Source organism: Klebsiella sp. KPN54798 (assembly GCF_021184225.1).
Classification (GTDB): domain Bacteria; phylum Pseudomonadota; class Gammaproteobacteria; order Enterobacterales; family Enterobacteriaceae; genus Klebsiella; species Klebsiella pneumoniae.
Map to the genome: position 1 here is coordinate 4,935,420 of NZ_CP089234.1, position 16,745 is coordinate 4,952,164.

At 57.9% G+C, this 16,745-nt stretch carries 16 protein-coding genes and 3 tRNA genes; 5 read left to right on the forward strand and 14 right to left on the reverse strand.

Annotated features, from left to right (window positions below; genetic code table 11):
* Nucleotides 1–8: 8 nt before the first annotated feature.
* The gene (locus LPQ25_RS23700) at nt 9–206 is read right to left on the reverse strand and encodes a DUF2065 domain-containing protein (RefSeq protein WP_002885664.1); all 198 of its coding nucleotides are present in this window, start codon (nt 204–206) and stop codon (nt 9–11) included.
* Nucleotides 207–428: 222 nt separating this feature from the next.
* On the opposite strand from LPQ25_RS23700, the gene LPQ25_RS23705 reads away from it, so the two are divergent.
* Nucleotides 429–719 (forward strand): hypothetical protein, encoded by a 291-nt coding sequence (locus LPQ25_RS23705; RefSeq protein WP_002885663.1) that lies wholly within the window; start codon nt 429–431, stop codon nt 717–719.
* Nucleotides 720–801: 82 nt separating this feature from the next.
* Here LPQ25_RS23705 and hflC read toward each other — a convergent pair whose 3' ends face one another.
* The 9 genes from hflC to nnr form a co-directional block, all read right to left on the reverse strand.
* Nucleotides 802–1,806, reverse strand: a complete 1,005-nt coding sequence (gene hflC, locus LPQ25_RS23710; RefSeq protein ID WP_002885662.1) for a protease modulator HflC — start codon at nt 1,804–1,806, stop codon at nt 802–804.
* Between the two features lie 2 nt (nt 1,807–1,808).
* Entirely contained in the window at nt 1,809–3,071 is a 1,263-nt protein-coding gene (gene hflK, locus LPQ25_RS23715) for an FtsH protease activity modulator HflK (protein WP_004146726.1), read from the reverse strand.
* Nucleotides 3,072–3,136: 65 nt separating this feature from the next.
* Nucleotides 3,137–4,417 carry a ribosome rescue GTPase HflX gene (hflX, locus tag LPQ25_RS23720; protein ID WP_004146725.1) on the reverse strand — a complete coding sequence of 427 codons (1,281 nt, stop codon included), beginning with the start codon at nt 4,415–4,417 and terminating at the stop codon, nt 3,137–3,139.
* Nucleotides 4,418–4,492: 75 nt separating this feature from the next.
* Complete coding sequence (gene hfq / locus LPQ25_RS23725) at nt 4,493–4,801, reverse strand: RNA chaperone Hfq (RefSeq protein WP_002885659.1); 309 nt, start codon at nt 4,799–4,801, stop codon at nt 4,493–4,495.
* A gap of 92 nt (nt 4,802–4,893) precedes the next feature.
* Entirely contained in the window at nt 4,894–5,844 is a 951-nt protein-coding gene (gene miaA / locus LPQ25_RS23730) for a tRNA (adenosine(37)-N6)-dimethylallyltransferase MiaA (RefSeq protein WP_002885652.1), read from the reverse strand.
* Complete coding sequence (mutL, locus tag LPQ25_RS23735; protein WP_012737210.1) at nt 5,837–7,696, reverse strand: DNA mismatch repair endonuclease MutL; 1,860 nt, start codon at nt 7,694–7,696, stop codon at nt 5,837–5,839. Before mutL ends, miaA begins: the two co-directional genes overlap by 8 nt.
* A 10-nt stretch (nt 7,697–7,706) precedes the next feature.
* On the reverse strand, nt 7,707–9,062 hold the full coding sequence (amiB, locus tag LPQ25_RS23740) for an N-acetylmuramoyl-L-alanine amidase AmiB (protein ID WP_004152021.1): 1,356 nt from the start codon (nt 9,060–9,062) through the stop codon (nt 7,707–7,709).
* 16 nt (nt 9,063–9,078) lie between these two features.
* A complete protein-coding gene (gene tsaE, locus LPQ25_RS23745; RefSeq protein ID WP_002885589.1) occupies nt 9,079–9,540 on the reverse strand; it encodes a tRNA (adenosine(37)-N6)-threonylcarbamoyltransferase complex ATPase subunit type 1 TsaE in 462 nt (153 codons plus the stop codon).
* On the reverse strand, nt 9,533–11,044 hold the full coding sequence (nnr, locus tag LPQ25_RS23750; protein WP_004198690.1) for a bifunctional ADP-dependent NAD(P)H-hydrate dehydratase/NAD(P)H-hydrate epimerase: 1,512 nt from the start codon (nt 11,042–11,044) through the stop codon (nt 9,533–9,535). Before nnr ends, tsaE begins: the two co-directional genes overlap by 8 nt.
* Before the next feature lie 3 nt (nt 11,045–11,047).
* Between nnr and queG the strand changes: the two genes are divergently transcribed.
* On the forward strand, nt 11,048–12,196 hold the full coding sequence (gene queG, locus LPQ25_RS23755) for a tRNA epoxyqueuosine(34) reductase QueG (protein ID WP_234599493.1): 1,149 nt from the start codon (nt 11,048–11,050) through the stop codon (nt 12,194–12,196).
* A 270-nt stretch (nt 12,197–12,466) separates the two neighbouring features.
* Here the strand turns inward: queG and LPQ25_RS23760 are convergent.
* The 3 genes from LPQ25_RS23760 to LPQ25_RS23770 all read right to left on the reverse strand — a co-directional run bounded on the left by LPQ25_RS23760 (nt 12,467) and on the right by LPQ25_RS23770 (nt 12,834).
* Nucleotides 12,467–12,542: transfer RNA gene (locus LPQ25_RS23760), tRNA-Gly, on the reverse strand.
* 72 nt (nt 12,543–12,614) lie between these two features.
* Nucleotides 12,615–12,690, reverse strand: a tRNA-Gly gene (locus LPQ25_RS23765).
* A gap of 68 nt (nt 12,691–12,758) precedes the next feature.
* Nucleotides 12,759–12,834, reverse strand: a tRNA-Gly gene (locus tag LPQ25_RS23770).
* 294 nt (nt 12,835–13,128) lie between these two features.
* On the opposite strand from LPQ25_RS23770, the gene LPQ25_RS23775 reads away from it, so the two are divergent.
* Complete coding sequence (locus LPQ25_RS23775) at nt 13,129–13,860, forward strand: transporter substrate-binding domain-containing protein (protein ID WP_012737208.1); 732 nt, start codon at nt 13,129–13,131, stop codon at nt 13,858–13,860.
* 43 nt (nt 13,861–13,903) lie between these two features.
* Here the strand turns inward: LPQ25_RS23775 and orn are convergent, their stop codons facing one another.
* Nucleotides 13,904–14,449, reverse strand: coding sequence for an oligoribonuclease (gene orn, locus LPQ25_RS23780; protein WP_014908085.1), 546 nt, complete (start codon nt 14,447–14,449; stop codon nt 13,904–13,906).
* A gap of 94 nt (nt 14,450–14,543) precedes the next feature.
* On the opposite strand from orn, the gene rsgA reads away from it, so the two are divergent.
* Entirely contained in the window at nt 14,544–15,605 is a 1,062-nt protein-coding gene (gene rsgA, locus LPQ25_RS23785) for a small ribosomal subunit biogenesis GTPase RsgA (protein WP_004178332.1), read from the forward strand.
* Between the two features lie 160 nt (nt 15,606–15,765).
* Nucleotides 15,766–16,728, forward strand: coding sequence for an archaetidylserine decarboxylase (gene asd / locus LPQ25_RS23790; RefSeq protein WP_002885536.1), 963 nt, complete (start codon nt 15,766–15,768; stop codon nt 16,726–16,728).
* Nucleotides 16,729–16,745: the final 17 nt, after the last annotated feature.

Here is a 16,745-nt window from a genome sequence, read left to right on the forward strand (position 1 = left end):
CTTTTTGATCAGCCAATCGATTTCCTCAACATGTAGTAGATCACAATCCCGGCAACCACAAGTCCGCCGCCAAAACGACGCAATAAATTATCCGGTAGCTGGCTCAGGCTGGCTACCATCTTGCGCCAGGCGCGCGGATAAAGCAGCGGGCCAAGCCCTTCAAGTACTAAAACCAGCGCCAGCGCCAGCCAAATGGTGGAGTTCATCATCAACCCTAATTGAAAAGTATCATTGCCGCCCTCGCGGGCGTCTCGGCCAGCATGGTGAATTCATTCCCTCATTTCACATTGTCCCGTATTTCAGCTTCATTATGAACCGGAAAGGTGAAACAAAATTCACAACTAATTGTATTGCTGGATATTTTTTAAATTGTAACTATGCCATCGCGTACTACAACCCGGTACGTCTACTTAATCAGGAAGATTATGATGAGAGAATTAACCGCATTTGAAATCGAAAATGTGAGCGGCGCAGGCTGGTTACAGGATGGTCTGGCGGCCTTAGGCAGCAAGGTCGGCGCAGCCGCATGGACGATGGGCACCGATGCCCTGAGCATTAACCTGCCGCTGCTTGGCACCCTCAATCTGGCCGACCTGGCGCCGGACCTGGGCAAAACCCTGGGCGAAAGCGTTGGGTCGACTATCGGCGGCACCATCGAAAGTGCGCTGGCAGGCCTGCCGGTGATCGGCGGCCTGCTGAACAAGCTACTCGGCAACTAATTCCCGCCCTCGCAGCATGAAAAAAGGCGCCTGTTTCAGGCGCCTTTTCGCATTATTACTTCAGGTTTACACCTTCTCCGGCTTATTTACGCGCCGAATCCGGTGAACGCATATAGCGGAAGAAATCGCTGTCCGGACTCAGGACCATCACATCCTGATTGCTCTGGAAGCTCTTCTCATAGGCACGCAGGCTACGGATAAAGGAGTAGAAGCCTGGATCCTGGCTGAACGCGTCGGCAAACAGTTTCGCTGATTCCGCATCACCTTCACCACGCAGGATACGGCCCTGGCGCTCGGCTTCCGCCAGCGTCTTGGTGACTTCATAGTCCGCAGTCGCGCGCAGTTTTTCCGCCTCTTCCTGACCCTGTGAACGATGGCGACGAGCAACCGCTTCACGCTCCGCGCGCATACGGTTATAAATCGCTTCCGACACTTCTGCCGGCAGGTTGATCTGTTTGATACGTACGTCGACAACTTCGATACCCAGCGCCGCCATACTGTTCGGGTTGATCACCTGCACTTTACCGTTGGTTTCGGCTTCCACACGCTCTGCCGCTTTAGCAATCGCGTCGTCAGCCGCCGGGGTGCTAACCTCATCTTCCGTACCGGCCGAACCCGAGTTCAGCGCATCGCGCACTTCCAGGGTCAGGCGACCACGGGAGTCGGTGACGATATCTTTCACATCCAGACGACCAATTTCAGAACGCAGACGGTCAGAGAATTTACGCTTCAGCAGTACCTCGGCCTGGGAGACGTCGCCGCCGCCGGTTGCCAGGTAGTAACGGCTGAAGTCGCTGATGCGCCACTTGATATAGGAGTCGACGATCAGGTCTTTCTTCTCTTTAGTAACGAAACGGTCAGCCTGGTTGTCCATGGTCTGAATACGCGCATCCAGCATCTTCACCGATTCGATAAACGGGATCTTGAAGTGCAGGCCTGGCGCATACACCAGCGGCTTGTTTTCGTCGTCGCGCAGAACTTTACCGAAACGCAGCGTGATACCGCGCTCGCCTTCCTTTACGACAAAGACAGACATGTAGAGCACTACCAGCACGATGACAATGATCGCGATAACAGATTTACGCATCGTTATTCCCCCTGACGCTGGTAGTCGTTACGCTGCGCGTTAGCGCGGCGTTGGTCCATAATGCTACCCCCGGTTGAGCTCGAGGTTGATGAGGTGCTGGCGCTGCTTGAGCTGGATGCTGGCGGCAGGCGCAGCAGATCGCTGGCGTCACTACTATCGCTCTTTGCTGCCGGCGCAGCGGCGCCTTTCAGCATCTGATCCAGCGGCAGAACCATCAGATTGCCGTTTTTGCTGTCATTGACCAGCACTTTACGGGTGTGGCTCAGCACTTTTTCCATGGTTTCGATATACAGACGCTCGCGGGTAATTTCCGGCGCGGCTTTGTATTCCGGCAGGATCTTCGCAAAGCGAGCCACTTCACCCTGGGCTTCCAGAACGGTCTGGGTCTTATAGGCGCGTGCCTCTTCGAGGATACGCTGCGCCTGACCATTCGCCCGCGGCTGGACTTCGTTGGTATACGCTTCCGCTTCACGAATGTACTGCTGCTCGTTCTCACGCGCGGCAATGGCATCGTCAAACGCGGCCTTCACCTCTTCCGGCGGACGCGCCGTCTGGAAGTTGACGTCCAGCAGAGTGATACCCATGTTGTACGGGCGAATCGTCTCTTCCAGCTCACGCTGGGTATCGCTACGGATCACGGTACGACCTTCGGTCAGAATACGATCCATGGTGTATTTGCCGATCACGCCGCGCAGCGCGCTGTCGGTGGCCTGACGCAGACTGTCGTCCGCGCTGGTCACGCTAAACAGATAGCGCTCCGGATCGGTGACGCGGTACTGCACGTTCATCTCAACGCGCACCACGTTTTCGTCAGAGGTCAGCATGACGCCGGAAGCCGCAAGTTCGCGCACCGACTCCACGTTCACCGCCTGAACGTTATCGATAAAGGTCGGTTTCCAGTTCAGGCCAGGCTCAACCAGATGGCTGAACTTACCAAAACGGGTGACCACGCCGCGCTCGGCCTCTTTAATGGTATAGAAACCGCTGGCCGCCCAGATAATCACTGCCGCCGCGGCAACGATGCCGACAATACGCCCGCCCATCGGTCCGCGAGGCCCCTGCGCGCTATTGCCGCCGCCCAGTCCGCCCTTGCCGCCGCCGAGCCCGCCAAGTTTTTTACTTAACTTGCGGAAGATATCATCCAGATCCGGCGGCCCCTGCTCGCGACCGCCTTTATTGCCATTTCCCTCAGAGTTGCCGCCAGGTTTGCTGCTCCCCCACGGGTCGCGGTCCTGTCCGTTATTACCGGGCTGATTCCACGCCATGTATATGCTCCATATTTGTTTTTGATATCCCCACAGGGGTCAATATCTTCAGGCAAGCTGCAAGGTTAAACCACATAGTCAACAAGCGTTGGCTCTTGCTTACAGAGGCGCCGCCAGTCAACGATCGGCATGCGCACCTGCAGACTCACGCTGCCGTCATCCTCCATCCACTCTTTTTCTATCGCCTGAAGCTGATAGAAACGGCTTCTCAGTCGCCCTTCTTTCGGCGGTAAGCGCAGCGTATGCTGGGCCACTTCACCGGAAAGACGCTCCGTTAATGCCTGAAAAAGCAGTGGTACGCCAACCCCGGTCTGGGCTGAAAGCCAGACCCGAATCGGTTTATTTTCATCGTCGCGATCGATGCGCGGTTCAAAATCGTCAAGCATGTCGATTTTGTTCATCACCAGCAGCGCCGGGATCTCATCGGCCTCAATTTCAGCGAGAACCGTATTTACCGCATCAATGTTTTCCTGCACGCGGACATCCGCCGCGTCAATCACATGCAGCAGCAGCGTCGCCTGACGCGTCTCCTGCAACGTCGCTTTAAACGCGGCTACCAGATCGTGCGGCAGATGGCGAATAAAGCCCACGGTATCGGCCAGCACCGTTTCGCCGACGTCAGGGACGTCAATGCGGCGCAGCGTCGGGTCCAGGGTGGCGAACAGCTGGTTCGCGGCATAGACCTCGGCGGCAGTGATCTGATTAAAGAGCGTTGATTTTCCGGCGTTGGTATAGCCCACCAGCGACACGGTAGGAATATCGGCTTTCGCACGCGACCGCCGCCCCTGCTCGCGCTGTTTCTCGACTTTTTCCAGCCGCGACAGGATCTGCATGATACGGTTACGCAATAAACGGCGGTCGGTTTCGAGCTGGGTTTCACCCGGGCCACGCAAACCAATCCCGCCCTTCTGTCTTTCAAGGTGGGTCCAACCGCGGACAAGGCGAGTCGCCATATGGCGCAGCTGCGCCAGCTCGACCTGCAATTTCCCTTCATGGGTGCGCGCGCGCTGGGCGAAAATATCTAAAATAAGACCGGTGCGATCGATAACCCGGCATTCGCACAGGCGTTCCAGGTTACGTTCTTGCGCCGGACTCAGGGCATGATCGAAGAGCACGACCGAAGCGCCGGTCGCTTTAACGGCTTCCGCAATTTCGACTGCCTTACCTTCACCAACAAAATACTTCGGGTGCGGTGCTTTACGGCTACCGGTAATCACCTGCATTGCTTCGACACCGGCGGAAGAGGCCAGAGTTTCAAACTCCTGGAGATCTTCCATATCTTTGTCTTGCGAAAAATAGATGTGTACCAGTACCGCCTGCTCACCGGCGTCATAACGGTCAAACAAGCGTAAACCCCTTATAAAATACCAGCGGGGAACGCAGAAAACCTGGCTCCCCGGCGTGGAAAAACAGCACTGGCCTTATTCGGCGTCGTCGCTGTCTTGTTGCGGCGCAGAAGAACCCTGCGCGCTACCACCGTGGTGATAGTTACTGGAACCGCCGCCAGCATTGTTGCTGTGGTGAGACACCGGGCGAGACGGGACAACAGTAGAAATTGCGTGCTTATAGACCATCTGGCTGACCGTGTTCTTCAACAGGATCACGAACTGATCGAAAGACTCAATTTGCCCTTGCAGCTTGATACCATTCACCAAATAAATAGAAACCGGAACGCGTTCCCGACGCAAAGCGTTCAGGAACGGATCTTGTAAAGATTGCCCCTTAGCCATTCTCTCTTTTCCTTATATGTATGCTTGTTTTGTACTCAGAACCTTACGATTCTCAAAAAAAATTACGCACGATACCGTTTAATTGTACACGTTCAGTTCTGGCTCGCACCAACAACCTGTAATACTTTGTTGAGCGCTTGTTCAGGTTGTTCACTGTCTAACCAGTGCACACCTTCCCAACCGCGCAGCCAGGTGACCTGACGTTTGGCTAACTGTCTCGTGGCGCAAACACCTCGATAAACCATCTCATCATACGGGATCTCGCCATTGAGATATGACCACATCTGGCGGTATCCGACACAACGGATGGAAGGCATGTCCGTATGCAAATCTCCGCGGGCAAAAAGCGCCCGTACTTCTGCTTCAAAACCTGAAGCTAACATCTGATGAAAACGCTGTTCTATGCGTTGATGGAGCAGTTCACGGCTCGCCGGGGCGATGGCGAACTGATGCACCTGATATGGCAGAGCGTCTCCTGACGTTTGCGTCAGTTCCGTTAAAGTTTTACCCGAAATGAAAAAAACTTCCAGTGCCCGGGAAAGCCTTTGCGGATCATTTGGATGAATACGCGCAGCAGCCACGGGATCGATCTCCTGTAATTGCTGATGTAACGCATTCCACCCCTGCTCTGCGGCCTGCTGCTCAATCCGCGCTCTGACCTCTGGGTCAGCCGACGGTAAGGGCGACAATCCTTCCAGCAACGCTTTGAAATACAACATCGTTCCGCCGACTAACAGCGGAATTCGCCCGGCGGCGACAATATCCGCCATCGCCGCCAGCGCATCGCGGCGAAAATCCGCCGCGGAATAGGCCTCCGCAGGATCCAAAATATCCAGCAGCCGATGCGGCGCAGCGCTAAGCTCCGCAGCATCCGGTTTGGCGGTGCCAATATCCATTCCCCGATAAATGAGGGCGGAATCAACGCTAATCAACTCTACTGGCAAAACTTTACGTAAGGCTATCGCCAGCGCGGTTTTGCCGGAGGCCGTCGGGCCCATTAAAAAAATTGCCTTGGGCAGGCTCGCCTCGGTTACATCATTCATCTTTCAGGGCATTCATCGCCGAATGGAGATCTACAGGTTGTAACAGGCCACCCGGCGGCGTTCTCAACAGCTGCGGGCAAAGACGCTCAACGTCCGCCAGCAGCGCAATCGCCTGCGCCATATTCCATGACGTCTGTTCGCTCGTCAGATTACGCGCCATCCATTGGGCGATATTGCCGACGTCGAATGCGTTTTGCTGCGCCAGGTAGCCTATCAGTTCAGGAATCAAGATTTGTAAATTTTGTTGTCTTAAGGGTAAAGGGACCGCGCGCACCGTCACGTGCAGGGCATCGGTATGCACATCGATCCCTAGCTGCGCCAGCGCCGGCTGAGCGGCGGCCAGCGCCTGCTTTTCCCCTTCCGTAACTTTTAACCGCAGCGGGATCAGCAGCGGCTGAGCACATACCGCCTCCGCTCCCGGGGTCAACTGCGCCTGGCGCAGCCAGCGCTCGGCAACGGTCAACGACAGCAGCGCCAGACCGCCCTCGCGCTCCAGCAGCGCGCAGTCGCCGCCAACAATCGTCAGCACTCTGCCAAAGCTCTGACTGTGACCGGCCAACTCTGCCGCCGCCGGAGGCTGCAACGCTGGCTTTGGCGCCGTTGGCGTGTCGAGCAGTTGACGATAAAGCGCTCCCTGCTGCTTCTGGTAACCCGGCTGCGCATGCGGCCAGCTCGCGCCGCCCGGTTTGCCGCTGGAGGCCGCAGGCTCACGCGATGGCGTGATGCTGAAGCGGGTCGCAGGCTCCCGCGCTTCCGCTGGCCGCGCAAACTGGTTGCCGCCCGCGGCGATGCGGTTCTCCGGCATCGGGCGCGGCGCCGGCGGGTCGTCTTTTTCCGCCAGCGGCGCGTCAAGCTGCTGCTGCAGTACGCTCAGTACGCCCTGGTAGATAAAGTCGTGCACCAGGCGCGACTGATGGAAACGCACCTCATGCTTGGCCGGGTGGACGTTTACATCCACCTGATGGGGATCGATCTCCAGATACAGCACAAACGCCGGCTGCTGATCGGCCCCTAGCTTGTCTTCACAGGCCTGGCGGATAGCATGGTTGATCAGCCGATCGCGCATCATCCGCCCGTTAACGTAGCAATACTGAATTTCCGCCAGCGCCGGGGTGGTATGCAGCGGATCGGCGACCCAGCCGCGCAGGGTCAGATCGCCATGCTGCCACTCGATCGCCAGCGCATGTTCGAGAAAAGCGGCGCCGCAAATTGTCCCCAGCCGGCGCTCGCGCTGGCCATCCTGAGCGACGGCCCGATACTGGCGCATCACCTTGCCGTTATGGCTGAGGTTGATAGTGACGTCGAAGCGCGCCAGCGCAATGCGGCGCACCACCTCGTCAATGTGGCCGAACTCGGTCTTTTCGGTGCGCATAAATTTGCGCCGCGCCGGGGTGTTATAGAACAGATCGAGGACTTCCAGAGTGGTACCGACCGGGTGCGCCGCCGGCTTCACCGTCACCGCCTGATCGCGGCCTTCAGCATACGCCTGCCAGGCTTCCTGCTGCTCCGCCGTGCGCGAAGTCAGCGTTAAGCGCGCTACCGAACTGATACTGGCCAGCGCTTCGCCGCGAAAGCCGAGGCTGATAATGGCCTCCAGATCGTCAAGCGAGGCGATCTTGCTGGTCGCATGACGAGCTAGGGCCAGCGCCAGCTCGTCTTTTTTGATGCCGCTGCCGTTATCGCGGATGCGAATAAGCTTCGCGCCGCCGCGTTCGATATCAATGTCAATCCGCGTGGCGCCCGCATCAAGACTGTTCTCAACCAGCTCTTTCACCACCGACGCGGGCCGCTCCACCACCTCGCCGGCGGCAATCTGGTTGGCGAGCTGCGGCGGCAGAACCTGAATCGGCATCCCCTGCTCCTTAGTTAATCAACATCCCGCCCGGCGCCGCGGCGCTGGCGGTCTGCGCCGCCTCGCCGCGAGGCGCCGACTGCAGCGGATGCTGCATAAAGTAGTTGCGTAAGCCGTTATAAATCGCCTCCGCAATCTGCTCCTGGTAATCATCGCTCCCCAGCAGCCGCTCTTCGCCGTTGTTACTGATAAAGCCCGTTTCCACGAGGATCGACGGGATGTCCGGCGAGCGCAGCACTCCAAGGCTGGCATGCTCCGGGCGGCGTTTGTGCAGGTTGCCAATACGCTGCAGCTGGCTCAGCACGTTGGTCGCCACATCGTAGCCGACGCGCTGGGAATGACCAAACTGCAGATCCAGCACCGCCTGGCTCAGGTAGGGGTCGGCCTGGCTGTTTGCCAGCACATCGCCCGCACCGCCGAGCAGTTCAGACTGTTTCTCATGCTGCTCGAGCCAACCGGCCATTTCGCTGTTGGCGCGACGGTTCGAGAGCACCCACACCGAGGCGCCAGTGGCATCGCGGTTTGGCGCGGCGTCAGCATGGATAGAGACGAGGAAATTGGCGTTTTGCTTACGCGCCACGTCAGAGCGGCCCATCACCGAAATAAAGTAATCCCCGTCGCGGGTCAGCACCGGCTTAAACTGCGGATCGGCGTTCAGTAACGCCCGCAGCTTGCGCGCGATAGCGATAGTCACGTTTTTCTCTTTGGTGCCGTTCGGGCCAATCGCGCCAGGATCCTGACCGCCGTGTCCGGCATCGATGGCGATAATCACCTTATCATCCGCCGACACCGTACGGGCCGCCGGGCGAGTCACGGTCTGATTGTTGGTCATCGCCGGCTGAGAGGAGGTCATCACCGTCTGCCGTTCATGACCCGACGAGCTGAACGGGTTACGCCCTGACGTCGTCGTCCGGGAAGGCATCACCGGCGGCGGGTCGGCCCGTTTCACCACCACGGGCGGCGGAGGCGGCGGCGGCGGCGCGTCGGCGTTGATGGTAAAGACCACCGTGTAATTCGCCCCGTTCTGTTGCTTCACCGCCCGGGTTTTGCCATCTTCCGTCAGATCCACCAGCAGACGCAGCGTCTGCGTATCCTGCGGCGTGCCGGCGCGAATACTCTTCACCAGGTTGCTGCCGCTAAACTGCAGCGGTAGTCCCTGCAATACGCCGGTCTGCTTGATATCCAGCGCCACCAGACGTTTACCCTGTGGGGTAAAGGAGTACTCCGGCTCACCGACAAAGCTTAGGGTAATACGGGCCTGCTGGTCTCCGTTAGAGACCTGGATATCGGATAAACTCGCCGCAGTGGCGTGAAGACTCGACAGCATCAGCGCAGCGGCAAGCCAGGTGGTTATGCGATACTTCATCCCGTCATCCTTCAGGCTAAAAGGCTAAACGCGCCAGTAAAGATTCACCCCGTGAGGAGATCGCGGTAATACGCGCCTCACGCCCTTGTGCCTGGTAATCAAGGTGAATTTCAACATCCGGGTCAGGCAGGACACCTGCGCCTTGCTGCGGCCATTCCACCAGGCAGATGGCATCGTCGGCAAAATAATCACGGATCCCCATAAATTCGAGTTCCTCAGGATCCGCCAGACGGTAGAGATCGAAGTGATACACCATCAGGTTCTCAAGGGTATAGGGCTCCACCAGGGTATAAGTTGGGCTTTTGACATTGCCGCGGTGACCGAGCGCCTGCAAAAAGCCGCGGCTGAAGGTCGTTTTCCCCGCGCCTAAATCACCATACAGATAAATCACGGTGGCGCCGGTACAGGCCTGCGCGATGCGGTCGCCAAGGGCCAGCGTGGCCTGCTCATCGGGTAAAGGAATCACTCGGTTAATCATGGTCTACGTCAATCACATCCGGGTTAACAACACGCCTGAGCGTGGAAAAGAGATCGGTCGCCAGCATGCCGCGGGTGCCCTCGCGGGCGGCCAGTCGGTCGGCGGCATCACCATGAGCGACGCACCCGGCACAGGCAGCATCATACGGCGTCAGGTGCTGTCCTAACAACGCGGCGATGATGCCGGTGAGCACATCGCCCATCCCGCCGCTGGCCATCCCGGCATTGCCGGCATCGATAATGCCCATCGCCCCGCTTTCACTGGCCACCACCGTGCCCGCGCCTTTCAGCACAACCACGCCACCATACCGTTTTACCAGACGCTGCGCAGAAAGTAAGCGATCGCTTTCAATTTCTGCCACGCTGACGTTCAGCAGACGGGCCGCTTCGCCGGGGTGCGGCGTTAGCACGCGATTGTGACGTTTATCGGGATTGAATGCCAGCAGGTTCAGCGCGTCGGCGTCCCAGACCATCGGTTTGTTAAAACTTTCCACCGTGCGCAGGGCGCTGCGTCCCCATTCGCGCTGCCCCAGCCCGGGGCCAATCGCTACCACGTCCGCCCACTCCAGCGCGGCTTTCAGAGTCTGCGGCGTCAGTTCATCTACCATTAATTCCGGCCGCACGGTGACAATGGGCGCCACGTTCTCCGGGTGAGTAAGTACTCGCACCAGTCCCGCGCCGCTGCGTAGGGCCGCTTCACCGCACATACGGATAGCGCCTGCCGTGCCGCGATCGCCGCCGACAATCACCAGTTTACCGTGATCGCCTTTATGGGAGGTGGCCCGCCGCGGCGGCAGCCAGTCGGCGAGGTGGGCGGCGCAAAACCGCGTCAGAGGAGTGCTTTGTCCGGCGAGCCAGCGTTCGAGCCCCAGCGCATGATGGTGGAGTTGCCCGACGACATCCCGCGCCTTGCCGGTCAGCAGCCCCGGCTTGAGGGCGATAAAGGTCAGCGTATGGTCGGCCTGTACCACTGCACCTGGCGTCGCGCCCGTCTGCGCATTCAGGCCGGAAGGGATATCCAGCGCCACCACCGGCGCCGGGTGGTGGTTCGCCTGGTGGATGAGCGCCGCAACGGGATCGCGCGGCGCGCTGCGCAGACCGGTGCCGAGCAGGCCATCAATAATCAGTGAGATATCGTCGGGCCATGGGATGGTCGCCGCATGGATCACGCCGCCGGCGTTAAGCCATGCCTCCCGCGCCGCCTGCGCCTCTTCCGGCAGCGGGCTGTCACTCTCCACCGCCAGCAGCGTCACCCGCCGCCCCGCGGCCTGTGCCAGACGCGCAACGACATATCCGTCGCCGCCGTTGTTGCCATGTCCGCAGAGGATCAGCCAGTGCGCGCTGGCAGGATAAGCACAGCTGGCCAGCTGGAACGCCGCCTCGCCCGCGCGCTGCATGAGTTCGAACAGCGTCAGCCCCAGGCTGTCCGCCGCCTCTCGTTCGGCCAGGCGCAGCGCCTCCGCAGGCCAAATGTTGTATGGTATACTGTCAGGGTTTTTCGTCATTGTATGGTCCATCATGTCACAGCCCTCGATCTCGTTCAGTTAGCGCAACAAATCAAACAATGGGGCACAGAGCTTGGGTTCCAGCAGGTGGGGATCGCCGATACCGACCTCAGCGCCAGTGAACCCAAACTGCAGGCATGGCTGGATAAACAATACCACGGCGAAATGGAATGGATGGCCCGTCACGGTATGATGCGCGCCCGTCCCCACGAACTGCTGCCCGGTACGTTACGCGTCATCAGCGTGCGGGTGAACTATCTGCCCGCTAACGCCGCCTTTGCCCGCACCCTGAAAGATCCCACGCTGGGTTACGTCAGCCGTTATGCCCTCGGGCGTGATTATCATAAGCTGCTACGTAATCGCCTGAAAAAGCTGGGGGAGAAGATTCAGGAACAGTGTGCTTCGCTCAATTTTAGACCTTTTGTCGATTCCGCGCCTATCCTGGAACGGCCAATCGCAGAAAAAGCGGGCCTAGGCTGGACAGGTAAGCACTCACTTATCTTAAGCCGCGACGCCGGATCGTTCTTTTTCCTCGGCGAACTGCTGATTGATCTGCCCCTGCCGGTCGACAGCCCGGTCGCGGAAGAGTGTGGGCGCTGCGTCGCCTGCATGACCATCTGTCCCACCGGGGCCATCGTTGAGCCCTATACCGTCGACGCCCGGCGCTGCATCTCCTATCTCACCATTGAACTGGAAGGTGCAATCCCCGAGGAGTTCCGTCCACTTATCGGCAACCGTATTTACGGTTGTGATGATTGTCAGCTGATCTGCCCGTGGAACCGTTTCTCACAGCTCACCGATGAAGAGGATTTCAGCCCACGCAAAGCGCTGCATGCCCCGCCGCTGGTGGAGCTGTTCGCCTGGAGCGAAGCGTGGTTTCTGAAGGTGACCGAAGGGTCGGCGATTCGTCGCATTGGCCACCTGCGCTGGCTGCGTAATATCGCCGTCGCGTTGGGCAATGCGCCCTGGGATGAAGCCCATCTTCGCGCCCTGGAGAGCCGCCGGGGCGAGCACCCGCTTCTCGACGAACACATTGAGTGGGCGATTGCCCAGCAACTGAAAAAGCGGAACGCCGACGCCGTTGAAGTACAGCTGCCGAAAAAATTACGTCTGGTCAGAGTGGTAGAGAAAGGCTTGCCGCGCGACGCCTGATTCATTCACAGGCTGTGAATAAAATCTAAAACACATTGCGTTTCAAGGCGCAGACCAAGGTCAAGTGATCGGATTAACATTTTGAAATGAAATTTATTTGTTAAATTTCAATCACATACAAAGACACTATTTACAAAGCGAAGCATTTGCGCCGCCAGTGACGGAACGACAACCTGTGGATAACTCTGTTCACAGTATTTCTGCGGACCAAACGAAAATCATCCCCGGCGCTGGATTGCACTGTGGATAAATAAGAGATGGAAGAAAATTTGGAGCGGGAAACGAGACTCGAACTCGCGACCCCGACCTTGGCAAGGTCGTGCTCTACCAACTGAGCTATTCCCGCTTAATCATCGTCATTCAAGCTACCGTCTAGCAACCTGAAAACTGCGACTGGTGTGGTGTGTCTTTCAAATTTTGGAGCGGGAAACGAGACTCGAACTCGCGACCCCGACCTTGGCAAGGTCGTGCTCTACCAACTGAGCTATTCCCGCTTAATCTTCGGCTTTCGCCCCGCATCTGCGAGATGAAATCCTTTGATCAGGATGGTGCTTTCAAATTTTGGAGCGGGAAACGAGACTCGAACTCGCGACCCCGACCTTGGCAAGGTCGTGCTCTACCAACTGAGCTATTCCCGCGTTACTGCATTTTTTGCCATATTTCGATGGCGTCGTAATTTGCATTTCTGCGTCGTTACGGGAGGCGCATTATACGAGAATTCGATGCCCCTGCAACCCCCTGACGATCACTTTTTTGCGTTTTTTGTTTAAATGGACATTTTCTCGCCACCCACGCCGCTGAATTGTATAAATAAGCGTCATAACGGGCAAAATCGCTTTTTCCGCCCGGCTGAATGACGCAAAATCGCTCGCATCATACAGCGGTGGCGCGACGTATAACGAGGCCACCCCGACGCCAAACAGGGAATTAGCATGAGAAAAGTCCTCACCGTCCTGCTGCTGAGCACGCTGGCCATCGGAACCGCGTCAGCCGAGACGCTCCATTTTGGCACCACCACGGCCAATCCACCGTTTGTCACCGCCAACGGCAAAAATCAGCCCGTTGGCTTCGATATCGATCTCGCGCACGCCCTGTGCCAGCAGATGCAGGCGCAGTGCCAGTTCACGGCGCAGCGTTTCGATACCCTGATCCCGGCTTTACGCTTTAAGAAATTTGACGCGGTGATTGCCGGCATGGAAGTGATCCCGATGCGTGAGAAGCAGGTCGCCTTCAGCCGACCCTATCGCCAGGCGCTCTCCGGGGTAGTGCTCGTCAACAAAGATGTCGCCCATTCCTTTGCCGATCTGAAGGCTAAAAAAGTCGGCGTGGTGAAAGGCACGCTGCATCAGCGCTACCTGCGTGATAAACAGAAAGCCGTACAGGCTGTCCCTTACGACGATGTCGCCAGCGCCCTGGCCGCGCTGAAAGCCGGGCAAATAACCGGCGTCATGGGCGACTTCGCCACCCTCGACGCCTGGCAGCAGGAGAACCCTGACTACGCCATCATGGATGAACGGGCCACCGACCCGGCTTATTACGGTAAGCAGTATGCGATTGCGGTGCGCAAAGACGATCCGGAGCTGCTGAACGCCATCAACGATGCCCTGGCCGCGGTCATGGCGACACCTGACTTCCAGCAGATGCAGCAGAAGTGGTTTAAATAACGCAGAAAAGTGTACCGGGCCGCGCACAGGGCCCGGTCGCGGTTTACAGTTTAATGAAGTGTTCGCGGTAGTAAGCCAGCTCGGCGACCGACTCGCGGATATCGTCCATCGCCTGATGAGTGCCCTGCTTTTTAAAGCCGTCGAGAATTTCCGGCTTCCAGCGGCGCGCCAGCTCTTTCAGCGTGCTAACGTCCAGATAGCGATAGTGGAAATAGGCTTCCAGTTGCGGCATGTACTTAAACAGGAAGCGACGATCCTGGCCGATACTGTTGCCGCAGATCGGCGACTTGCCCGCCGGCACCCACTGCTTAAGAAACTCAATGGTCGCCAGTTCGGCATCGTGCTCGCTGACGGTGCTCGCCTTTACGCGATCCACCAGACCGCTGCCGGTATGCGTCCGCACATTCCACTCGTCCATTAATGCCAGCTGAGCGTCCGACTGATGCACCGCGATGGCCGGGCCCTCAGCCAGAATGTTCAGGTTGGCATCGGTCACCAGGGTGGCGATTTCGATAATGCGATCGCGCTCCGGATCCAGCCCTGTCATCTCAAGATCGATCCAAATGAGGTTGTTTTCATTTGCACTCATGCTATTTTCCACCCTTCTCGCGTGACTATATTCATCTAAAATAGCGTGTATCATAGAGGTTTTGCCCCATCAGGGCGACCAGGAGCCAGTTCGATTGAGTAAAAATAAACTCTCCAAAGGCCAGCAGCGCCGCGTCAAAGCCAACCACCAGCGCCGTCTGAAAACCACTGCGGAGAAGGCCGACTACGATGACAACCTGTTTGGCGAAACGTCGGAAGGCATTGTCATCAGTCGCTTTGGTATGCATGCCGACGTCGAATCCGCTGACGGCAGCGTGCATCGCTGCAATATCCGCCGGACGATCCGCTCGCTGGTCACCGGCGACCGCGTGGTCTGGCGGCCGGGTAAAGACGCCGCCGACGGCGTAAGCGTCAAAGGGATCGTCGAGGCGGTGCACGATCGCGCCTCCGTCCTGACGCGTCCGGATTTTTACGACGGCGTGAAGCCTATCGCCGCCAATATCGACCAGATCGTGGTGGTTTCCGCGATCCTGCCTGAGCTGTCGCTGAATATTATCGATCGCTATCTGGTGGCCTGCGAAGCGCAGGATATCGAGCCGCTCATTGTGCTGAATAAAATCGATCTGCTGGATGATGATGGTCTGCGCTTCGTCAATGAGCAAATGGATATCTACCGCAACATCGGTTACCGCGTGCTGCTGGTTTCCAGTCGGACTCAGGACGGCCTTAAGCCGCTGGAAGCGGCCCTGACCGACCGCATCAGTATCTTCGCCGGGCAGTCCGGGGTCGGTAAATCGAGCCTGCTGAACGCCCTGCTCGGGTTGAACGAGGATCAGATCCTCACCAATGATGTCTCGGACGTTTCCGGCTTAGGTCAACACACCACCACCGCGGCACGCCTCTACCACTTCCCGCACGGCGGCGATGTGATTGATTCACCGGGGGTACGTGAGTTCGGCCTGTGGCATCTGGAAGCGGAACAAATCACCAACGGCTTTGTCGAATTCCATGATTATTTAGGCCGTTGCAAATATCGCGACTGTAAACACGATACCGATCCTGGCTGTGCGCTTCGCGAAGCGGTAGAGAACGGCAAGATCGCCGAAAGCCGTTTTGAGAACTACCACCGCATCCTGGAAAGCATGGCGCAGGTACAGGTAAAAACGCGTAAAAACTTTTCCTCGTCCGATGACTGATCATTAAGCTGAGCATCACGTCAGGCGCTGCCGGGCAGCGGTGATGACGCAGCTTACGCAGATGCCATTTGGCGAGTTTTACGTATAGAATCGTCCCCTTTTTTCAGGTCCCCGCCCGCAGGCGGGGTCAGGAACGACATATCATGGCCTGGAGGCTACTTTGTTAAACGATCTTAAACTTTCACTGCAATACATTCTGCCTAAACTGTGGCTCACCCGCCTCGCAGGCTGGGGTGCGAGCAAACGCGCAGGTTGGCTGACGAAGCTGGTCATCGATCTGTTCGTGAAATACTACAAGGTCGATATGAAAGAGGCGCAGAAGCCGGATACCGCGGCTTATCGCACCTTCAACGATTTCTTCGTGCGCCCGCTGCGCGACGACGTTCGCCCGCTGAATACCGATCCAAACGTGCTGGTGATGCCGGCCGATGGCGTGATCAGCCAGCTTGGCGCCATTGAGAACGATAAAATCCTGCAGGCTAAGGGTCATGACTACAGTTTGGAAGCCCTGCTGGCCGGCAACTATCAGATGGCCGACCTGTTCCGTAACGGCAGCTTCGCCACCACCTACCTGTCGCCGCGCGACTATCACCGCGTACACATGCCGTGCAACGGCATCTTGCGCGAAATGATCTACGTTCCTGGCGACCTGTTCTCTGTTAACCACTTGACGGCGCAGAACGTGCCGAACCTGTTCGCCCGTAACGAGCGCGTCATCTGCCTGTTTGATACTGAGTTTGGCCCGATGGCGCAAATTCTGGTGGGCGCAACTATCGTCGGCAGCATCGAGACCGTGTGGTCCGGCACCGTGACCCCGCCGCGCGAAGGCATTATTAAACGCTGGACCTGGCCCGCTGGCGACAACGAAGGCTCCATCGCCTTGCTGAAAGGCCAGGAGATGGGCCGCTTCAAACTGGGTTCCACCGTGATCAACCTGTTTGCCCCGGGCCAGGTGAAGCTGGTCGACACGCTGCAAAGCCTGTCCGTGACCAAGATCGGCCAACCGCTGGCGACAGCAGTGGAAGCGACCGCCGCCGCTGAACCCGCTCCGTTACCGGAAGAAGAGATCCGCGCCGAACACCGCGCCAGCCCGCTGGTTGACGATAAACAAGACCAAGGTTAATTCTTCAGCAAAAGGGT